Below are 19,341 nucleotides of genomic sequence, written 5' to 3'. Positions count from 1 at the left end.
TTATGGCATATCCGTTTGGAAAAATATAGCCTATCTCCCCTGCAGTAATTGCTCATATGCGGCAGGATCGTTCACATTGCGAGCAAAGTCCAACCCGATTTGTCTTGTTTCAAAAAAATCCTCATCGGCATATGCCGTATAGAGCTTGTCGAGCAGCCGCATAAGACGAAGGTCTTCCGCCTGCAGCTGCCGCTCCACAAATGGCAGGCAACGCCGGCGGTAGAGACCGTGCAGCGGCTGTACGCGTCCATGAAGCCGCGGCACCGCGGCATCCCGGCTGTCCTCCTCCAGCAGCCCGACAAGAGCCTGTGCAGCCGTGGCGGAAATAAAAGGCATATCGCACGCGGCCACCCAAAGCGTATCGTTCTTGGCGGCATGCAGCGCTGCCTGCATACCCCCTAGCGGCCCGAGACCCGGCTGTCGATCCGGAATCAACGTTACGTTGAAATGTTTCGGAAGGACCGGCTTGTGACGATCGGGCTCATTGGTTACTAACAGCAGCTCCTGACAGCAGGAACGCATCACTTCCAGCTGATGCTCAAGAAAGGTCCTTCCTTGATAGGATAGCAGCGCCTTGCTTCTCCCCCCCATCCGGCTATTGAGTCCGCCGGCCAGAATGACACCGGTGAGCTTCGAGTCGCGTGTCGTCATTGCACCTCTGAGCCCTCCAGCTCACTCAGCTTCTTCCCGAACGACTCCCGCCAGCTTGCCGCAAGCGCCTCTACCTCCAGAATACGCCGGAGGGCGGGGACATCCTCCTTGTCATGGAATTTCACGCGGTTCACTTCGGCGACGGATATCCCCGACTCCTCCCGCTTCACAAGCTCGAACGTCTGTCCTGACGCTACAATGCCCTCTTGCAGCACGCGAAAGTAGTACCCCGTAAAGCCTGTCTCCTGCACCTGCACGGGCAAATCGGGCGTCTCATGCAGCTTCCCCAGCTTGAAGCACGGCCGCCGCGGCTGGCTCACTTGAACGATTGCGCTCCCGATCGCATATATATCGCCGATATGCACTGTACCTTCCGTCATCCCCTGAACTGTAAAATTCTCGCCGAAGGCGGCAGCCGGCAGCTGCCTCTTCAACTGCTCCTCCCAATAGGCATAGTGCTCCGCCGGGTACACGCACACCGCTTTATCGGGCCCTCCATGGTTCACCAGATCCGCTTGTCCGTCCCCCTGCAGATTGACTGTACTGAGACGAATCTCTCCTTCCACAGGCTGCTTGAAAATCCCCGTTTGCAGAGGCTTACCCTGGTATTGTATTGTCATCGGTTTACCGATATTAAGCGAGATCAGTCGCATGGCATACACTTCCTTTATCATCTTGGTAATCCTAGGATAAACCTCAAGGAAGCAGGGCGCAAGAGCTGCGGGATGTAAAAAAAGGCCAACCCGCCTGTCCCCGGCTTCTCGGAAGCCGAAGGTCTGATGGTCAGCCTTTTCCTCAAGTAAGTGAAACTACGTGTCGCCCCAACCTTTAGCGTGGGATTACCCGCATCAGGTCTTCACCCAGGCATCGTTCTCGTACCCCCGCAGCTCCCAATAGCCGATGTGCTCCTTCTCGATGAGCTCGATCGCCTGCAGCCACTTGACCGACTTATAGGCGTACATTTGCGGTACGATCAGCCGGACGGGACCTCCGAGCTTCTGCGGGATCGGCTCGCCGTCCATAAGGACAGCCACCAGGACATCGTCCATGCGCGCCTGTTCCAGCGAGAGTGCATCCGTATAGACTTTATCGCCCGAGTAAAACTTCACATACTTCGCCCGATCCTTAACCTGGGCCAAGTCCAGAAGATCCCGAAGCAGAATGCCCTCCCACGTTACCTTATACACCGACCAGCCGGTGATGCAGTGAAAGTCGCTCACCTGCACCGTCCGCTTCAGCTGCAGAAACTGCTCCCAGCTCCAGACCTGCTCCTTCTCCACCAGACCGGAGAGAGCGAACTGCCAGCTCTCGCTGGAGAACGCGGGAATCGGGGTGACCGTGTACACCCGGAAGCGCCCTTGAGCGCCGCCCCCCGCCGGGGGCAGCGAGGCGGGCAGCGGGTCCGGCGGCGGCACCATCCGGTTGCCGTCCTCCAGCCTCAGCTGCCCCGTGGCATCGCCGCCCGTATCGGTCGCGTTCTTCAGCCATCGATACATCGATGGCCCGACGACCGCGACCAGCACCGCCCCGGCGGCCAGGCGCAGGAACGTCGCCCGCGACACGGGCGACCGCTTCAGGGCCGCGACCACCGCGCCGGCGGCGGTCAATGCGGCCCCCGGCGCGGCGGCTTCGCCCGATGCCGCGCTGCTGCTGCGCGCCGCCTTCACCCAGCGGCTGCGCGAAAAAGCATGGTAGGCGGCATAAGGCACGCCTACCCAAGTGAAGGCATCGTGCAGCCAGAGCGCACGATTCGCCCACACCGGTGGCAGCGCGTTGTACTGCCACAGCACGAGGCCGGTGACGCCCCAACCGGCCAGCAAACCCAGGACAACGCCAAGGTTCCAGCGTTGTCCCGCGCGCGCCCGCAGCTGCCGCCAATGCTTCGGCAGCAGCGGCGCGTAGGCGGCCAGCACTAGCAGGCTCGCCGCGCCCAAACCAATGTGCGCGTATTTGAGCCATACGCGCCCGGCTCCCATCGTCCCGCGCAAGGCCGGGACGAGCAGCAGCACGCCGGTCACAGCGAGCAGCACAAGCAGCCACGCATTCCAGGCGTGCAGCTTCTTCAGCCTTTTCCCGTAGCTGACGCCGCCGAGCCACGGTATGCGTTTGCCTTTGATCCGTTCCGTCATGAGGATCCCTCCTGCGGGAAAGCCGGGTGACTCCCCCGCTCTCCCACCGTTTACCTAAATATACGCAAAAGCCCTCAAGGTAAGATTGCCGATGGCCTGATACCTGGTATATTTCATTCCCTAAACGCTTTACAGCCTAAATGTTTCATGGCGTTAACCGGCAGCGCCTATTCCACATGCCCCATGATGACGCCGGCCGTTTCCTCGATCGCCTTATCGGTTACATTAATCACGCGGCAGCCTACCTGCTTCATAATGGAATGGGCATACTCCAGCTCCTCATGAATACGCTCCATCGTGGCATACTTCGCACCCGACGGAAGCCCCACCGCTTTCAACCGCTCCGTGCGGATTTTATACAGCTTCTCCGCATCCATCGTTAAGCCGACAATCCGGTCACCGGGAACGAGAAACAGCTCCTTCGGAGGCTTCACCTCCGGCACCAGCGGGAGATTCGTCACCTTGATTCCTTTATGCGCCATGTAAATGCTAAGCGGCGTCTTGGACGTACGGGAGATTCCGATTAAGACCAGCTGCGCCTTAAGCAGTGCACTCGTATCTCGTCCATCGTCGCATTTCACGGCAAATTCCACGGCTTCCACTCTGCGAAAATAATCCTCATCCATCTGATGCAGCAGCCCCGGCTTTCGCTTCGGAGCATCGCCCCACGTATCGATGAAGGCCTCCATCATCGGGCCCATAATGTCAACCGCCCGAACGCCGAGCCGGGCCGCCTCCTCCCGCATCGTTTCCCGCAGCTCCGGCTGCACTAACGTATACGCAACGAAGCCGCCGCGCTGCGCCGCCTTTTCCAGAATGGAACGGATCTCATCCTCCGTCCGTATGTGCCCGATCCGCTTGGTCGTTACATGATGCCCGTCAAACTGGCGGATCGTTGCCCTCACAACAGCATCCGCCGTCTCCCCTACCGAATCGGAACAAATGGTAATTTCATATTGATTGTCGTCTTTCATCTGCCTTTTCCCCCATTTAGGCTGTACCGCCGATACCCAGCTCCAGCAAAATCTGCGTCATGATCGTCTTCGTCACCCGGCCGACAATTTCCAAGCGCGGACGCGTTCCCAGAGCCCCCTGAATCGGCACCACCACAGGCAAACTGTCCACCTGGTGACGAATCATTTTTCTAGCTGCATCGATTACCGATTCATCGGGTCCGACATGGACAACGTTCGGCTCACGCGTCATAACCATACTAACGGGCATCGAACCCCCATTCCCGTTACCCAGTGTGAATTTGAGCAAGTCCTTCCGGGAGATCACCCCGGTCAGGCAGCCTTCATCGTCCGCTACGATCAAATTTCCCACGTTCTCCATAAAAAGCGTAACCACCGCGTCATGAACCGACGTATGCTCTTTCACGATAACAGGGACCGCCTGCACTTCCTTCACCTTCATCTCCTGCAGCTTCCGGGATACGATCGTACCGGGCTGCACGGCCGTTCCAGCCGTATAACCTACCTTCGGCTTCGCATCGATTAATCCCAGCATAACCAGCAGAGCTAAATCCGAGCGTAAAGTCGGTCGGCTGAGCCCCAGCATCTCGGCAATCTGTTCCCCGGTGATCGGAGCATGGGCTTTAACCAATTCCACAATTTGCAATTGGCGTGCTGATAATTCGATGACAGGTCCCCCCTAACACTTAACTACCTACTACCTGCCATTGTATCAAAAAAATAGAACGGCTAATAGCTCCAAAAAGCGGAGCATATTTCTCAATTTTCTTATTTAATACACACAGTTACGCAATTTAATATGTACTATTTTCGATGTAGTGTGTTATATTTATTCCAATAAGTCATTATTAGTATATAAATGGGAGTGGGATTCGTATGGAAAGAGAGCTTGCACTTGAGGTCGTAAGAGTCACCGAGCTGGCCGCCTTATCGGCAGCGCGCTGGATGGGACGCGGGGATAAAAATGAGGCGGATGGAGCGGCAACAAGCGCCATGCGAGCCATGTTCGATTCGGTGTCTATACAAGGAACGGTCGTTATAGGGGAAGGAGAAATGGATGAGGCACCGATGCTATATATCGGAGAATCCGTCGGTAACGGACAAGGCCCTGAGGTTGATGTTGCCGTGGATCCCCTGGAAGGTACGGAGCTGGTAGCGAAAGGACTGCATAATGCGCTTGCCGTCGTAGCGATTGCCGGTAAAGGCAACCTGCTTCACGCTCCGGACATGTATATGGAGAAGCTTGCCGTAGGACCTGCCTTGGCCGGCAAGCTCAGCTTAAACGATCCTCTGGAGATGACGCTAACGAAAGCCGCGGCTATTTTGGGAAAGCCTCTCAGCAATCTTACCGTGTCCATATTGGACCGCGAGAGGCATCGGACTCACATTCAAACCCTTCGTGACACCGGTGTACGAATCAAGCTCTTGAGCGACGGGGATGTAGCCGGTGCCATGGCTCCTGCGATGGCCGAATCGGGTATTGATCTCTATGTCGGCTCAGGGGGAGCACCGGAGGGAGTACTTGCCGCAGCGGCTCTTCGCTGCTTGGGAGGGGAGCTACAAGGCCGGCTGATGGCATCGGAGCCATCGGAATGGAACCGCTGCCTCGACATGGGCATTCAAGATCCGCGCAAGCTCCTGACCATGGAGGATATGATCGGAACTGAGGATGTCATTTTTGCTGCGACCGGCATCACTCCAGGAGAAATCCTTGGTGGCGTGCGCTACCTTGCCGATCAGCAAGCGGAAACCCATTCCATCGTCATGCGCGCCAAAACCCGGACGATCCGTTTTATACGGTCCCTTCATTATTTGCCGAACAAAACACAGCTTCATTGATAAAATCTTCTCCCGTGTTATATAGTATATAAATACTCACCTATAACACAGGAAGAAGGTCTGATTTTGAGCTTTTTATTTTATACCGTTGTCGGTTTGCTTGCAGCCACTTTGGGAAGCTTGGTTGGGCTGGGCGGCGGCATCATCATTGTTCCTGCACTCGTTTATCTCGGTCCGCTCATTCTAGGCCATCCTGTCGATGTAACAACGGCCGTCGGCACTTCACTAGCCGTTCTTGTTTTCACGGCCATGTCCTCCACCTTCACCTTTGTGAAGCAGAAACGCGTCGATTTTCGCAGCGGCTGGATTTACTTTATCACTTGCGGTCCGGGTGCCATGCTTGGCTCTTATACTACACAATTCGTGAATGCGAAATCCTTTCAGCTTAGCTTCGGGTTCTTCATGCTGGCGATGGCGATCCTAATGATTCTTCGCGATAAGCTAAAGCCATTGAATGTGAAATGGGGCATCCAACGTACCTATACCGACGCAAGCGGCCAGAGCTTTGAATATGGCTACAGCATTCTCCCAGCCCTGCTCATCGGCTTAGGTGTCGGGTTTATATCCGGATTGTTTGGCATTGGCGGTGGCTCGCTTTTTGTGCCGGCTATGGTTCTGCTGTTTCGTTACCCGCCCCACGTTGCTACTGCTACCTCCATGTTCGTTATTTTCCTCTCCTCCCTCACAGGGACCTTCACCAAGCTAAGCTTAGGAGAGGTAGATCTATGGATGGTATTGGGGTTAGCTCCAAGTGCAATTGTCGGTGGCTGGCTCGGAGCCAAGATCGCCGGGAAGCTCAGCAGTAAAAAGCTGCTCTGGGTTCTGCGCATTACATTCCTTATTGTGGCTCTCAAAATGATTTATGAAGGCATTTTCTTAACCTGATACAGAAAGTCGCACAACACATGTTGTTTCAGGATAATCTCCCCGGTTTCGTCAAAAACTAAACCGACAATGCCAAAGGAGGAGAAGATCTTGGAGCGTTCTAACATGCGGTGTGCGACTTTTGCTTTCTTACTCCTTGCTATGACCTTATGCTCTTGTTCCCAAACAACGCGTCCTGCTCCACAGACATCACCTCAGCAGTCGAAGGAGTATTTCCCGGACGCGCTGCAGCAGCCTGACAATATGGTTTCTCCTCAATCGGAGGAGCGAATAGGTGCCTCACCCGTTTCGGAAGCCCCAAAGGTACTGCCGGAACAACCCGCACCGGTTCCGCAACCCGAAGCAGCGCCCGTTCCTGCCCCAATCAAGGAACCCAAACCGCCTGCTCCTCAAAAGCGTGAGAAAAAGCAAGAAAAGCCTGTCTCTCAACAGAAACAGGTCTCGTCAACAAGAAAGCTATCTTTATCTCAACTTGTTAGGAAGTACCCAGATCTCTTACTTTTAAAGGGCTCCTCAAGCTCCAAAAAAGTTGCCCTTACCTTTGACGACGCACCGGATACAACCTTTACTCCCCAAGTTCTGGATACATTGAAAAAACACAAGGTAAAGGCCACTTTCTTCCTTGTCGGAACTCAAGCGGCCAAGCATCCGGATATGGTAAAGCGGATTGTCAGCGAAGGTCATGTGATCGGAAACCATACATATGACCATAAGCTGCTTACGAAATTGTCGGATGATGCCTTCCAGCAGGAAATTATGAGAACCCAATCGATACTAGAGAAGCTCTGCGGCTATACACCACGTCTTATCCGACCACCTTATGGGGAAATCAGCGAATCCCAGCTGTTATGGGCCTCTGAGCATAATTACCGTATAGTCAATTGGAATGTGGATTCCAACGACTGGCGCCAGCTGTCAGAATCGCAAGTTTCAGACAATATTTTGAAACATACCAAAGCGGGTTCTATTGTGCTCCAGCATTCCGGCGGCGGTCCGGGACAAGATCTTTCCGGCACGGTGAACGCCCTGCCTCATGTCATCCAAACACTACAGTCACGCGGGTATAAGCTTGTCACGTTACCGGATCTGCTCGGCGAATCCAGGAAAAAGTAAGATTTCTTACATGGAAAAAAGCCCGGGAATCTTATTAGATAAGATTCTCGGGCTTTTGATGCCGGTGAAGGGACTCGAACCCCCACGGTTTCCCTCACGATTTTGAGTCGCGCGCGTCTGCCAATTCCGCCACACCGGCTAATGGCGTGCCCTAAGAGATTCGAACTCCTGACCTTTTGATTCGTAGTCAAACGCTCTATCCGGCTGAGCTAAGGGCACACAATATGAAGTTGCTAAAGTGCCGAAGACCGGACTTGAACCGGTACGGTGGTCACCCACCGCAGGATTTTAAGTCCTGTGCGTCTGCCGATTCCGCCACTCCGGCTTAAAAGAATGGAGGCGCCACCCAGATTCGAACTGGGGGTAAAGCTTTTGCAGAGCTCTGCCTTACCACTTGGCTATGGCGCCATGAAAAAAATTATGGAGCGGAAGACGGGACTCGAACCCGCGACCCTCGCCTTGGCAAGGCGATGCTCTACCACTGAGCCACTTCCGCATAATATAAAACTGGGGATCTAGGATTCGAACCTAGGCATGACGGAGTCAAAGTCCGTTGCCTTACCGCTTGGCTAATCCCCATCAAAGGTTTAATTAAAATGGGGCGATCGAAGGGAATTGAACCCTCGAATGTCGGAGCCACAATCCGATGCGTTAGCCACTTCGCCACGACCGCCACAGCTGAGACAGAAAAAAATTGGCAGGGGCAGCAGGAATCGAACCCACACCAAAGGTTTTGGAGACCTTTGTTCTACCTTTAAACTATGCCCCTAAATGAACTGGTGGAGGCTGATGGATTCGAACCACCGAACTCGTACGAGAACAGATTTACAGTCTGCTGCGTTTGGCCACTTCGCTAAGCCTCCAGGTAAAGCAATGGTGCCGCCGAGAGGACTTGAACCCCCAACCTACTGATTACAAGTCAGTTGCTCTACCAATTGAGCTACAGCGGCAAGTATGAAATTATAAAGGTGGCTCGGGACGGAATCGAACCGCCGACACGAGGATTTTCAGTCCTCTGCTCTACCGACTGAGCTACCGAGCCTAGTTAAAATAAAAAATGGCGGAGCCGACGGGATTCGAACCCGCGGTCTCCTGCGTGACAGGCAGGCATGTTAGGCCTCTACACCACGGCTCCGCAATAAAAATTGGTTGCGGGGGCAGGATTTGAACCTGCGGCCTTCGGGTTATGAGCCCGACGAGCTACCGGGCTGCTCCACCCCGCGTCGTGTAAATCTTATATGGTGGAGGCTGACGGGATCGAACCGCCGACCCTCTGCTTGTAAGGCAGATGCTCTCCCAGCTGAGCTAAGCCTCCAGGTATTGCTATGACCCGTAGGGGATACTCATCACTACGTGATGAGACTGCGAAGTATCGCTATCGAAGCTTATGCTCCGACGAACCCAAGGGTTCTCATTAAAGGGTATTGCTATGACCCGTAGGGGATTCGAACCCCTGTTACCTCCGTGAAAGGGAGGTGTCTTAACCCCTTGACCAACGGGCCTTATAACTCTTTCTTAATAAGGTATTGCTACGGAGAGAGAGGGATTCGAACCCTCGAGACGCTTGTGACGCCTACACGATTTCCAATCGTGCTCCTTCGGCCAGCTCGGACACCTCTCCATATGGCTCCCCGAACAGGACTCGAACCTGTGACAACTCGATTAACAGTCGAGTGCTCTACCAACTGAGCTATCAGGGAATAATGTTTCAAAGCGACTTGCGCCTTGAAAACTGGATTCGAAACTTCAGCAAATGTCATATGCTTTATAGGATAAGCCCTCGACCGATTAGTATTCGTCAGCTCCACACGTTGCCGCGCTTCCACCCCGAACCTATCTACCTCGTCGTCTACAAGGGGTCTTACATACTGGGAAATCTCATCTTGAGGGGGGCTTCACGCTTAGATGCTTTCAGCGCTTATCCCTTCCGTACTTGGCTATCCAGCCGTGCCTCTGGCGAGACAACTGGTACACCAGCGGTACGTCCATCCCGGTCCTCTCGTACTAAGGACAGCTCCTCTCAAATTTCCTACGCCCGCGACAGATAGGGACCGAACTGTCTCACGACGTTCTGAACCCAGCTCGCGTACCGCTTTAATGGGCGAACAGCCCAACCCTTGGGACCTACTTCAGCCCCAGGATGCGATGAGCCGACATCGAGGTGCCAAACCTCCCCGTCGATGTGGACTCTTGGGGGAGATAAGCCTGTTATCCCCAGGGTAGCTTTTATCCGTTGAGCGATGGCCCTTCCATTCGGTACCACCGGATCACTAAGCCCGACTTTCGTCCCTGCTCGACCTGTTTGTCTCGCAGTCAAGCTCCCTTATGCCTTTGCACTCTTCGAATGATTTCCAACCATTCTGAGGGAACCTTGGGGCGCCTCCGTTACTCTTTAGGAGGCGACCGCCCCAGTCAAACTGCCTACCTGACACTGTCCCCACACCAGCTAATGGTGCCAGGTTAGAACTCCGATACGATCAGGGTGGTATCCCAACGGCGCCTCCACCGAAGCTGGCGCTCCGGCTTCCTAGGCTCCCACCTATCCTGTACAGATCGTACCAAAGTCCAATATCAAGCTGCAGTAAAGCTCCATGGGGTCTTTCCGTCTTGTCGCGGGTAACCTGCATCTTCACAGGTATTAAAATTTCACCGGATCTCTCGTCGAGACAGCGCCCAAGTCGTTACGCCATTCGTGCGGGTCAGAATTTACCTGACAAGGAATTTCGCTACCTTAGGACCGTTATAGTTACGGCCGCCGTTTACTGGGGCTTCGGTTCACAGCTTCGGGTTTAACCCCTAACCGCTCCCCTTAACCTTCCAGCACCGGGCAGGCGTCAGCCCGTATACTTCGCCTTGCGGCTTCGCACAGACCTGTGTTTTTGCTAAACAGTCGCTTGGGCCTTTTCACTGCGGCCCCCTCGGGCTATTCACCCTACCGAGGCACCCCTTCTCCCGAAGTTACGGGGTCATTTTGCCGAGTTCCTTAACGAGAGTTCTTCCGAGCGCCTTAGCATGCTCTGCTCGCCTACCTGTGTCGGTTTGCGGTACGGGCACCTTCTCCCTGGCTAGAGGCTTTTCTTGGCAGCTTGAACTCATGACCTTCGCTACTTGAATTTCGCTCCCCATCACAGCCCAGCCTTACGGTTAGCGGATTTGCCTACTAACCAGCCTCGCTGCTTGGACGGACATCCATCAGTCCGCGTCACTATCCTTCTGCGTCACCCCATTGCTCATAACGGTTCACGGTGGTACAGGAATTTCAACCTGTTGTCCTTCGACTACGCCTTTCGGCCTCGCCTTAGGTCCCGACTTACCCTGAGCGGACGAACCTTCCTCAGGAACCCTTAGGCTTACGGCGGACAAGATTCTCACTTGTCTTTTCGTTACTCATACCGGCATTCTCACTTGTAACCGCTCCAGCTGTCCTCACGATCAACCTTCACCGCTGTTACAACGCTCCCCTACTGCCCATAATTGGACTCATAGCTTCGGTGGTGTGTTTAGCCCCGTTACATTTTCGGCGCAGAGTCACTCGACCAGTGAGCTATTACGCACTCTTTCAATGGTGGCTGCTTCTAAGCCAACATCCTGGTTGTCTTTGCAACTCCACATCCTTTCCCACTTAACACACACTTGGGGACCTTAGCTGATGATCTGGGCTGTTTCCCTCTTGACAATGGATCTTAGCACTCACTGTCTGACTCCCGGGTTAAAGTCTGCGGCATTCAGAGTTTGACTGGACTTGGTAACCCTTGGCGGGCCCCGCACCCAATCAGTGCTTTACCTCCGCGACTCATCACCCGAGGCTAGCCCTAAAGCTATTTCGGGGAGAACCAGCTATCTCCGAGTTCGATTGGAATTTCTCCGCTACCCCCACCTCATCCCCGAATTTTTCAACATTCGTGGGTTCGGGCCTCCAGTGCGTGTTACCGCACCTTCACCCTGGACAGGGGTAGATCACACGGTTTCGGGTCTACGTCTACGTACTTATTCGCCCTATTCAGACTCGCTTTCGCTGCGGCTCCGGCTTCTCACCTTAACCTTGCGCGTAAACGTAACTCGCCGGTTCATTCTACAAAAGGCACGCCATCACTCATTAACGAGCTCTGACTTCTTGTAAGCACACGGTTTCAGGTTCTTTTTCACTCCGCTCCCGCGGTTCTTTTCACCTTTCCCTCACGGTACTGCTTCACTATCGGTCACCAGGGAGTATTTAGCCTTGGCAGATGGTCCTGCCGGATTCCGACGGGGTTTCACGTGTCCCGCCGTACTCAGGATCCGTCTAGAGTCTCGGTTGCTTTCGGTTACGGGGCTGTTACCCACTTTGGCCGGCCTTTCCAGACCTGTTCGCCTACCAACCTGCACTCACATTGACGTCCTACAACCCCAAGGGGCAAGCCCCTTGGTTTGGGCTGTTCCGCTTTCGCTCGCCGCTACTGACGGAATCACTTTTGTTTTCTTTTCCTGAGGGTACTTAGATGTTTCAGTTCCCCTCGTCTGCCTCCTACACAGCTATGTATTCACTGTGTGGTACGTGAGTATTACCTCACGCGGGTTCCCCCATTCGGACATCCCCGGATCAAAGCCTGCTTACGGCTCCCCGAGGCATTTCGTCGTTCGCCACGTCCTTCTTCGGCTCCTGGTGCCTAGGCATCCTCCGTGTGCTCTTATTAGCTTAACCAATCGTTCGAATGATCTTGGTTCTCCGTTCCGTTGCGCTACGCACAAAGTCACTCCAAACTCAAGACATTCTCACTAGCAGCTAAAAGATTGATGATTTCGCATGCGCTCAATCATCACATCGTATAGATGTTTCGACATTTTGCTTTGTTTCGATATCCAGTTTTCAAGGAACAAGCGGAAAAACATCTTACCACGCTGCTACCGAAGTATCAAGTGGTAGGTTATGGTGGAGCCAAGCGGGATCGAACCGCTGACCTCCTGCTTGCAAGGCAGGCGCTCTCCCAGCTGAGCTATGGCCCCAAGAAAGTATTAAGTTTATGGTGGGCCCTAGTGGACTCGAACCACCGACCTCACCCTTATCAGGGGTGCGCTCTAACCAGCTGAGCTAAGGGCCCATATTACTATATGATCCACCAAAGTGGAATCGCTTGGCGACGTTCTACTCTCCCAGGACCCTTCGGTCCAAGTACCATCGACGCTGGAAGGCTTAACGGTCGTGTTCGGTATGGGTACGCGTGGTTCCCTTCCGCCATCATCACCAAACGATTTACTTGAAAGGCATTGCACCTTTCAAAACTGAACAACGAGGAGAGTGAGCTCGCTGCAACTGTTACATCGCGGAACGATGTCAGTTGTCAGCTATTATGTCCGATGGCCTGCAGCCATCATGGACTCCATAGAAAGGAGGTGATCCAGCCGCACCTTCCGATACGGCTACCTTGTTACGACTTCACCCCAATCATCTACCCCACCTTCGGCGGCTGGCTCCTTGCGGTTACCCCACCGACTTCGGGTGTTGTAAACTCTCGTGGTGTGACGGGCGGTGTGTACAAGACCCGGGAACGTATTCACCGCGGCATGCTGATCCGCGATTACTAGCAATTCCGACTTCATGCAGGCGAGTTGCAGCCTGCAATCCGAACTGAGACCGGCTTCTAAGGATTCGCTCCGGATCGCTCCTTCGCTGCCCGTTGTACCGGCCATTGTAGTACGTGTGTAGCCCAGGTCATAAGGGGCATGATGATTTGACGTCATCCCCACCTTCCTCCGGTTTGTCACCGGCAGTCACTTCAGAGTGCCCAACTCAATGCTGGCAACTGAAATCAAGGGTTGCGCTCGTTGCGGGACTTAACCCAACATCTCACGACACGAGCTGACGACAACCATGCACCACCTGTCTCCTCTGTCCCGAAGGCCTGCCCTATCTCTAGGACATTCAGAGGGATGTCAAGACCTGGTAAGGTTCTTCGCGTTGCTTCGAATTAAACCACATACTCCACTGCTTGTGCGGGTCCCCGTCAATTCCTTTGAGTTTCACTCTTGCGAGCGTACTCCCCAGGCGGAGTGCTTACTGTGTTTACTTCGGCACCAAGGGTATCGAAACCCCTAACACCTAGCACTCATCGTTTACGGCGTGGACTACCAGGGTATCTAATCCTGTTTGCTCCCCACGCTTTCGCGCCTCAGCGTCAGTTACAGTCCAGAAAGTCGCCTTCGCCACTGGTGTTCCTCCACATCTCTACGCATTTCACCGCTACACGTGGAATTCCACTTTCCTCTCCTGCACTCAAGTCTCCCAGTTTTCAGTGCGAACCAGGGTTGAGCCCTGGGCTTAAACACCAAACTTAAAAGACCGCCTGCGCGCGCTTTACGCCCAATAATTCCGGACAACGCTTGCCCCCTACGTATTACCGCGGCTGCTGGCACGTAGTTAGCCGGGGCTTTCTTCTCAGGTACCGTCATTTCCAGGGCAGTTACTCCCCGGAACGTTCTTCCCTGGCAACAGAGCTTTACGATCCGAAAACCTTCATCACTCACGCGGCGTTGCTCCGTCAGACTTTCGTCCATTGCGGAAGATTCCCTACTGCTGCCTCCCGTAGGAGTCTGGGCCGTGTCTCAGTCCCAGTGTGGCCGATCACCCTCTCAGGTCGGCTACGCATCGTCGCCTTGGTGAGCCGTTACCTCACCAACTAGCTAATGCGCCGCAGGCCCATCTGTAAGCCACAGCTTGCGCCGTGTTTCCAAGCTCCTCCATGCGAAGAAGCCATCTATCCGGTCTTAGCTACCGTTTCCGGTAGTTATCCCGGTCTTACAGGCAGGTTGCCTACGTGTTACTCACCCGTCCGCCGCTAGGGTCCGAAGACCCTCGCTCGACTTGCATGTATTAGGCACGCCGCCAGCGTTCGTCCTGAGCCAGGATCAAACTCTCCAATAAAGTAGTTTGACTTGCTCATGTTCAAAGCTAGCACGAATCCGAAGATTCGTTTTATTTTCACTCTCTCGTTGTTCAGTTTTCAAAGGGCAATGTCGGACAAAGTCAAACTCTGTAACCTTGTCGTTTGTTGTCGTCGTTTTCAGCGGCGACTTTTTTAATATACCACATTCGCCTATCTGATTGCAAGTGTTTTTTTTAATTCTTTTTAACACTCGGGATTTCGTTTCATTCAACCCTACCTCAATCGGACGAGTCGCCTTAACGACGAAGAATAATTTATCACATAGGCAAAGCTTAAGTCAAGCCTAATATTTCGAGCCATATTGAGAAGAAGAGCAAGAGCATACAACCTCGCCCCTGCTCTTCTTTTGGTCCTCTATTCGATCATACCTTCCTCAGGGCTGCTCGCAGAGGCATAGCGCTTCTTAGGTATACGTCCCGCAAGGAAACCCTTCCGTCCTGCTTCCACGGCCAGCTTAAAGGCCTCTGCCATCAAAACCGGATCCTTCGCACCGGCAACAGCCGTATTCAACAGCACACCGTCCGCTCCGAGCTCCATAGCCAAGGCTGCATCCGCAGGACCACCGATACCGGCATCAACAATAATAGGAACCTTCGCTTCTTCGATAATGAATCGCAGGTTCCCTTGGTTCACAATTCCTTGACCGGAACCAATCGGAGATGCACCAGGCATCACAGCAGCCGCTCCCGCCTCCTGCAGCTTACGTGCAAGGATCGGATCGTCCGATGTATAAGGAAGTACGATGAAGCCTTCGTCTACCAGGATTTTCGTCGCCTCAAGCGTTCCCACAGGATCGGGAAGAAGGGTTCTTGGATCGCCAATGACCTCTACCTTGATCATGTCGCAAAGTCCTGTTGCCTTGGCAAGTCTAGCTATGCGGACCGCTTCCTCTACCGTATAAGCCCCTGCCGTATTCGGAAGCAGCGTGAACTTCTTAAGATCCAAGGTCTCAAGAAAATTCGGCGCATCCGGATTATCAATCGGCAAACGTCGGATAGCAAACGTAAGTACATCCGCCTCCGAAGCCTTAACAGCCTCCGATTGAATTCCAAGGTCGGTAAACTTCCCCGTACCTAACAAAAGTCTTGACTTGAACTCATAAGGACCAATTTTCAACACGCCGCTCATAAAAAGCCGCACCTCCTGGAATAGTAAAGTATAGATGGACGGGCTTATCAACCCCCGCCTACAAAGTGAACAATTTCAATCCGATCTCCGTCCTTCAAAGCGGTCTCCTCGTACCGCTCCCGGTCAATAATCGTCCGGTTGAGTTCTACCACAAGGATCTTCTGATCTAATTTAAAAGCCTTTAACAAATCCAAAACGTTAGTTACGTCCGTTACCTCACGAATATCCCCATTCACTGTCAGCTGCATCGTGCCACCTCCCTAAAGGTCTCTACAAGCATAAAAAAAGCCAGCCGGCTAGGGCTGACTTCTTGGGTTCTACGCTGCAGAGCATCTCGTATCCGCAAAATAAGTCCACTTCCCTACGCTGGCATCACCCAGTGCCCCGCCTTACAGGCAGGCCGTATCAGGTTCCAAGGGTCAAAGAATGTCGCTTCTTACTCTCAGCCCCGCATGCAAGGGCTCCCCTAGTGGTATTCGATTACTAATATCATATCATAAGCTGGTAATGAATTATAGAGTATATCTTAATTCCAAGACGCTTAAATCATCTTCAATCACATAAGCGACTTCCCGAGCAAGTGCCTTCGTCACCAGCTTATTCAAGAGCAACGGCAGCTCTGTGCGCACATCCGACAACTTAGGCAGATGCTGCAGTTCTTCAAGACTCCAGGCAACCTCCCTGCTGCCCAGCACCTCAATCAGCAGCTTGCAGCAGCGCTCCATCTTGGACATTACGGAAAATTCACAAGCGAGAAGAACTAGTTGGACCCTCTGCTCAACGGTTTCGCTGCTTTGCATCAGCTCTTCATACAGCTTGTAGACACCGGGATTGATGCTTTTAATTTGACGCCATACGGTAACTTCAGGGTGATAGCCCGCCTCAATGATGACAATTCGCGCCCAATGATGCAGCGCTTCGAAAATATTATGATAAGCATCAAGATCATGCTTTTCCGATATATATTCCTTCGTTTGCAGGTAGCTTCGCAAAAACTTGGAAAACTCGATAAGCAGCTTGTGTTCCCTAAGCTCTACAGGAAACTCAAGCACGCGATGTCTCAAGCCCTCCAAATACATATCCCGATCCAAAAGTATCTCTCCTTTTAAGATCCAATAAATGATATTGCGATGCTCTCCATGTAAAATGAATTCATCCAGCTCTTCCGGGCTCATCCAACGTTCTTGTATACGGCGCCCCTCTTTACTATAATGGTACTGTTGATGTGTACGAGCCGGGTCTTGGGATATAACCAGCAGCAGCAAATCAAACCCGTCGGTGACTGCCGAGTAAGAAGAAGGGTTTTCTACCGCGATAACCCCGATAACTGATTCACTCTCCCGAAACCTTGCTATCCATTGCTGCTTCATTATAATCATCCTACTGGCCCCCCATGACCGTTACACATCTCTTTTTAGGTTATTTATTTCTACATTCGGACACCGGTTTCCTGCATCATTCTGTGACAAATCATACAATTCTTTTACACGAAAGAAGGCCCGACATGATACTCAGATCCAGTAAAGTCAATGAATTCCGGTTATGGGGATTACTGCTGACAATGGGCGGCATGCTGCTCATGATTCTCGGCCTTGCCGGAATCGTTTTTGATTGGGGAACCGCAGGCAGAATTATTGCCGTCATCTGTATGCTGATCGGAGCCATAGCCATGCTGGCTAGTATGGCGGTGTATTTCGCAGCAGGGATGATGTCGACCAGTGCAACCGTAGTGGATTGCCCGGAATGCGGCAAGCCCACGAAAATGCTGGGCAAAACCGATCGCTGCATGTATTGCAAAACGATTCTTTCCCTGGACCCGAAGCACGCTCCTCCGTCAGGGGAACAAACCCCAGCCGGGAAGTAGGCTGCACAAAAAAACTGGCCCTTTGTCAGCAAAGGAGCCAGTTTTTTTATTTAAGGTATAAGATGAGTGCGGATAAACTCCCAAAGCTCAGGACTTTCATAGCCGCGCCGCCAAGAGGCGATGCCGGCAAGGTCATATTTGTTCACTAGCTCCAGACGGGACTTCACGGACGTTTCATCCTCCAGCCAAATCCGCTGCAGCTTTCCGTCTTCGGTGTATTCCACGTAGTTTTGTCCGGTTTCCTTCGAAAACTCCGGGGTTAAGCCTTTTTCCTTCATAATTCGTTTGGACGTATCCATAAAAATCGCCCGGGAGGAGACTTTCGTCTTGCCATCCTTCATCTCTTCGGTCCATAAACGGGTGTAGAACGGAATCCCGAGCACCAGCTTGGAAGCAGGAACCTTCTCCTCCTGCAGCAGTACCTGCACCGTTTTCTCCACCCAAGGGAGAGATGCGACCGAGCCTGCCTTCGGGCTGCTCGCCCAATGCTCGTCATAGGCCATTACCATCATATAATCGACCGTTTGGGCGAGGGCAGGGCGGTCGTAGAAAAGCGACCACATCTCTGTCCCGGATTTCGGCGTAACGTCGATTGAAACGACTAAGCCCTGCTCATGCAGAAGCGGCGTCATTTCCCGCACGAATTGCGTCAGGTTCTGCTTATCTGCGGTATACACATTCTCGAAGTCAATGTTAATGCCGTCGAGCTTATACATCTGAGCAAAGCTGAGCAGCTGTTTGATCATGTTCATCCGCTTATCGTAGGTGGACAGAGCCTCCGTCGTTTGTTTCGGCTCGAAACCGTTGCTGAACAGCCCCCACACCTGGTAGCCGCGTTCATGCGCCCATTTGACATAAGCGGCGCTGGCCAGGTTCTTCAAATTGCCTTGACCGTCCGCCAAGTGAAACCAGGTCGGGCTGACGACGTTCAGACCGGGCATTGCGGAAATCTTAGCGGTGTCCGGGTTTTTCTCGACGACCTGCTCCCAGGTTAAGTTGATTTTGCCGCCCGGGGGCTTCCACTGAATCGGGCTTGCCGCCGGCTCTTGCTTCGGAATGACCTCTTCTCTAAGCTCCGTCAGATCCGATTGCTTCATATAACCTGTATATCCGTTCTTCAGGAGAATCTTCGCCCATTCCCCCTCCTCGCCCCAGACCATGACCTCTTCGCCTTGAACCAGATCTGCCAGGATCGGCGCCTTGATCGTCGGATCCTTACGCATAGCCAGCTTCTTCTCCGGCTTATCAGGCACCGTCCTGATCTTAGCCCAGCGAATGGTATCGCCTTCCTTGACCAGAATGACAGCCCCTGTCTCCTGCGACTCCCTAAGCTCAATACGGTATAGCATTTTTAGCGGCTCCATGGGCAAATAAAAACGGTCACCTATTTTCTCCAGCGGGAATTTTAATTGAAACGGCTTCTCATTAATCAACGCGGTTAATTGGCTTGTCTGCAGCCTGATGACCTTATCCGTGGTCGTAATGATAACCGAGTTCGTTTTGTCCTCACGCGCCATCGTCGGATCAAGCTGCTCCTTAACCATTTCATAGGGAAGCTTGAGGCTGTCCTTCTTGCCGATCGCCGGAAGGTCCAGCATTTCTCCTTCATAAAGGACCGGCTTCGGATTCCCGTTGAAATCAGGGGCTTCATGTCTCCAATTAGGAACGTATTCGTGCCATAAATAAGTGCCAAGCGCCAACCCGCATACGACGGCCAGGAGAAGCATCAAGACGGCTCCGGCTCGTGGCTTGCGCTTTCTTGGCGTGTTGATGATCTCCATGTAGTCACTCCTGTAGCTTAGTTAAAATAAAAAGGACGGGCTGCATCCCCTCGTCAG

General features: G+C 53.2%; 13 protein-coding genes, 19 tRNA genes, 3 rRNA genes and 1 riboswitch. Of the genes, 4 read left to right on the top strand and 31 right to left on the bottom strand.

The genetic code is table 11. From position 1 onward, the window contains the following. Positions 1 to 30 precede the first annotated feature (30 nt). The 5 genes from mobA to RAC89_RS16000 all read right to left on the bottom strand — a co-directional run bounded on the left by mobA (position 31) and on the right by RAC89_RS16000 (position 4,400). Positions 31 to 651 carry a molybdenum cofactor guanylyltransferase gene (gene mobA / locus RAC89_RS16020; RefSeq protein WP_306614635.1) on the bottom strand — a complete coding sequence of 207 codons (621 nt, stop codon included), beginning with the start codon at positions 649 to 651 and terminating at the stop codon, positions 31 to 33. After that, positions 648 to 1,325 (bottom strand): MOSC domain-containing protein, encoded by a 678-nt coding sequence (locus RAC89_RS16015; protein ID WP_306614633.1) that lies wholly within the window; start codon positions 1,323 to 1,325, stop codon positions 648 to 650. Before RAC89_RS16015 ends, mobA begins: the two co-directional genes overlap by 4 nt. A gap of 174 nt (positions 1,326 to 1,499) precedes the next feature. After that, the gene (locus RAC89_RS16010) at positions 1,500 to 2,780 is read right to left on the bottom strand and encodes a molybdopterin-dependent oxidoreductase (RefSeq protein WP_306614631.1); all 1,281 of its coding nucleotides are present in this window, start codon (positions 2,778 to 2,780) and stop codon (positions 1,500 to 1,502) included. A gap of 167 nt (positions 2,781 to 2,947) precedes the next feature. After that, positions 2,948 to 3,754: a pyruvate, water dikinase regulatory protein gene (locus RAC89_RS16005; protein ID WP_284644305.1), complete on the bottom strand. Its 807-nt coding sequence runs from the start codon at positions 3,752 to 3,754 to the stop codon at positions 2,948 to 2,950. A gap of 16 nt (positions 3,755 to 3,770) precedes the next feature. Next, on the bottom strand, positions 3,771 to 4,400 hold the full coding sequence (locus RAC89_RS16000) for a helix-turn-helix transcriptional regulator (RefSeq protein ID WP_306614629.1): 630 nt from the start codon (positions 4,398 to 4,400) through the stop codon (positions 3,771 to 3,773). Between the two features lie 230 nt (positions 4,401 to 4,630). On the opposite strand from RAC89_RS16000, the gene glpX reads away from it, so the two are divergent. The 3 genes from glpX (at position 4,631) to RAC89_RS15985 (ending at position 7,591) form a co-directional block, all read left to right on the top strand. Beyond that, positions 4,631 to 5,593: a class II fructose-bisphosphatase gene (gene glpX, locus RAC89_RS15995; protein ID WP_306614627.1), complete on the top strand. Its 963-nt coding sequence runs from the start codon at positions 4,631 to 4,633 to the stop codon at positions 5,591 to 5,593. A gap of 66 nt (positions 5,594 to 5,659) precedes the next feature. Next, a complete protein-coding gene (locus tag RAC89_RS15990; RefSeq protein WP_306614623.1) occupies positions 5,660 to 6,478 on the top strand; it encodes a sulfite exporter TauE/SafE family protein in 819 nt (272 codons plus the stop codon). 90 nt (positions 6,479 to 6,568) lie between these two features. Then, entirely contained in the window at positions 6,569 to 7,591 is a 1,023-nt protein-coding gene (locus RAC89_RS15985) for a polysaccharide deacetylase family protein (protein ID WP_306614622.1), read from the top strand. 59 nt (positions 7,592 to 7,650) lie between these two features. On the opposite strand, the gene RAC89_RS15980 is transcribed toward RAC89_RS15985, so the two are convergent. From RAC89_RS15980 to RAC89_RS15860, 25 genes are all read right to left on the bottom strand, one after another. Further along, a tRNA-Leu gene (locus RAC89_RS15980) sits at positions 7,651 to 7,730 on the bottom strand. Between the two features lie 3 nt (positions 7,731 to 7,733). Further along, positions 7,734 to 7,810: transfer RNA gene (locus tag RAC89_RS15975), tRNA-Arg, on the bottom strand. Between the two features lie 20 nt (positions 7,811 to 7,830). Next, a tRNA-Leu gene (locus tag RAC89_RS15970) sits at positions 7,831 to 7,916 on the bottom strand. 9 nt (positions 7,917 to 7,925) lie between these two features. Then, a tRNA-Cys gene (locus tag RAC89_RS15965) sits at positions 7,926 to 7,999 on the bottom strand. Between the two features lie 13 nt (positions 8,000 to 8,012). Then, positions 8,013 to 8,087, bottom strand: a tRNA-Gly gene (locus tag RAC89_RS15960). An 11-nt stretch (positions 8,088 to 8,098) separates the two neighbouring features. Then, positions 8,099 to 8,170, bottom strand: a tRNA-Gln gene (locus tag RAC89_RS15955). A gap of 18 nt (positions 8,171 to 8,188) precedes the next feature. After that, a tRNA-His gene (locus RAC89_RS15950) sits at positions 8,189 to 8,264 on the bottom strand. 22 nt (positions 8,265 to 8,286) lie between these two features. Further along, positions 8,287 to 8,360 (bottom strand) — tRNA-Trp (locus RAC89_RS15945). Between the two features lie 8 nt (positions 8,361 to 8,368). Beyond that, positions 8,369 to 8,454, bottom strand: a tRNA-Tyr gene (locus RAC89_RS15940). Positions 8,455 to 8,465: 11 nt separating this feature from the next. Continuing rightward, a tRNA-Thr gene (locus tag RAC89_RS15935) sits at positions 8,466 to 8,541 on the bottom strand. Positions 8,542 to 8,560: 19 nt separating this feature from the next. Continuing rightward, positions 8,561 to 8,633 (bottom strand) — tRNA-Phe (locus RAC89_RS15930). Positions 8,634 to 8,649: 16 nt separating this feature from the next. Further along, positions 8,650 to 8,726, bottom strand: a tRNA-Asp gene (locus RAC89_RS15925). 11 nt (positions 8,727 to 8,737) lie between these two features. Then, a tRNA-Met gene (locus RAC89_RS15920) sits at positions 8,738 to 8,814 on the bottom strand. Between the two features lie 16 nt (positions 8,815 to 8,830). Beyond that, a tRNA-Val gene (locus tag RAC89_RS15915) sits at positions 8,831 to 8,906 on the bottom strand. 115 nt (positions 8,907 to 9,021) lie between these two features. Beyond that, positions 9,022 to 9,093, bottom strand: a tRNA-Glu gene (locus tag RAC89_RS15910). Between the two features lie 30 nt (positions 9,094 to 9,123). Further along, positions 9,124 to 9,212: transfer RNA gene (locus RAC89_RS15905), tRNA-Ser, on the bottom strand. A gap of 3 nt (positions 9,213 to 9,215) precedes the next feature. Further along, positions 9,216 to 9,291: transfer RNA gene (locus RAC89_RS15900), tRNA-Asn, on the bottom strand. A gap of 68 nt (positions 9,292 to 9,359) precedes the next feature. Beyond that, a 23S ribosomal RNA gene (locus tag RAC89_RS15895) occupies positions 9,360 to 12,272 on the bottom strand. 226 nt (positions 12,273 to 12,498) lie between these two features. Beyond that, positions 12,499 to 12,574, bottom strand: a tRNA-Ala gene (locus tag RAC89_RS15890). A gap of 18 nt (positions 12,575 to 12,592) precedes the next feature. Next, positions 12,593 to 12,669, bottom strand: a tRNA-Ile gene (locus RAC89_RS15885). Positions 12,670 to 12,700: 31 nt separating this feature from the next. Then, positions 12,701 to 12,817, bottom strand: a 5S ribosomal RNA gene (rrf, locus tag RAC89_RS15880). Between the two features lie 137 nt (positions 12,818 to 12,954). Beyond that, positions 12,955 to 14,489, bottom strand: a 16S ribosomal RNA gene (locus tag RAC89_RS15875). Together the 16S, 23S and 5S rRNA genes with 19 tRNA genes alongside form the textbook arrangement of a ribosomal RNA operon. 376 nt (positions 14,490 to 14,865) lie before the next feature. Then, on the bottom strand, positions 14,866 to 15,639 hold the full coding sequence (locus RAC89_RS15870; RefSeq protein ID WP_284644295.1) for a thiazole synthase: 774 nt from the start codon (positions 15,637 to 15,639) through the stop codon (positions 14,866 to 14,868). A 47-nt stretch (positions 15,640 to 15,686) separates the two neighbouring features. Next, a complete protein-coding gene (gene thiS, locus RAC89_RS15865) occupies positions 15,687 to 15,887 on the bottom strand; it encodes a sulfur carrier protein ThiS (protein ID WP_306614620.1) in 201 nt (66 codons plus the stop codon). A gap of 93 nt (positions 15,888 to 15,980) precedes the next feature. Next, positions 15,981 to 16,117: riboswitch (TPP riboswitch) on the bottom strand. 34 nt (positions 16,118 to 16,151) lie between these two features. After that, positions 16,152 to 17,018, bottom strand: a complete 867-nt coding sequence (locus RAC89_RS15860) for a nucleotidyltransferase-like protein (protein WP_306614619.1) — start codon at positions 17,016 to 17,018, stop codon at positions 16,152 to 16,154. A gap of 125 nt (positions 17,019 to 17,143) precedes the next feature. On the opposite strand from RAC89_RS15860, the gene RAC89_RS15855 reads away from it, so the two are divergent. Continuing rightward, positions 17,144 to 17,503: a DUF2614 family zinc ribbon-containing protein gene (locus RAC89_RS15855; RefSeq protein ID WP_284644288.1), complete on the top strand. Its 360-nt coding sequence runs from the start codon at positions 17,144 to 17,146 to the stop codon at positions 17,501 to 17,503. A 50-nt stretch (positions 17,504 to 17,553) separates the two neighbouring features. Here RAC89_RS15855 and RAC89_RS15850 read toward each other — a convergent pair whose 3' ends face one another. Beyond that, on the bottom strand, positions 17,554 to 19,284 hold the full coding sequence (locus tag RAC89_RS15850; protein WP_306614617.1) for a glycosyl hydrolase family 18 protein: 1,731 nt from the start codon (positions 19,282 to 19,284) through the stop codon (positions 17,554 to 17,556). Positions 19,285 to 19,341 lie beyond the last annotated feature (57 nt).

Source organism: Paenibacillus sp. GD4, from assembly GCF_030846225.1.
GTDB lineage: Bacteria > Bacillota > Bacilli > Paenibacillales > NBRC-103111 > Paenibacillus_G > Paenibacillus_G silviterrae.
This window is presented reverse-complemented; position numbering and strand designations above follow the sequence as displayed.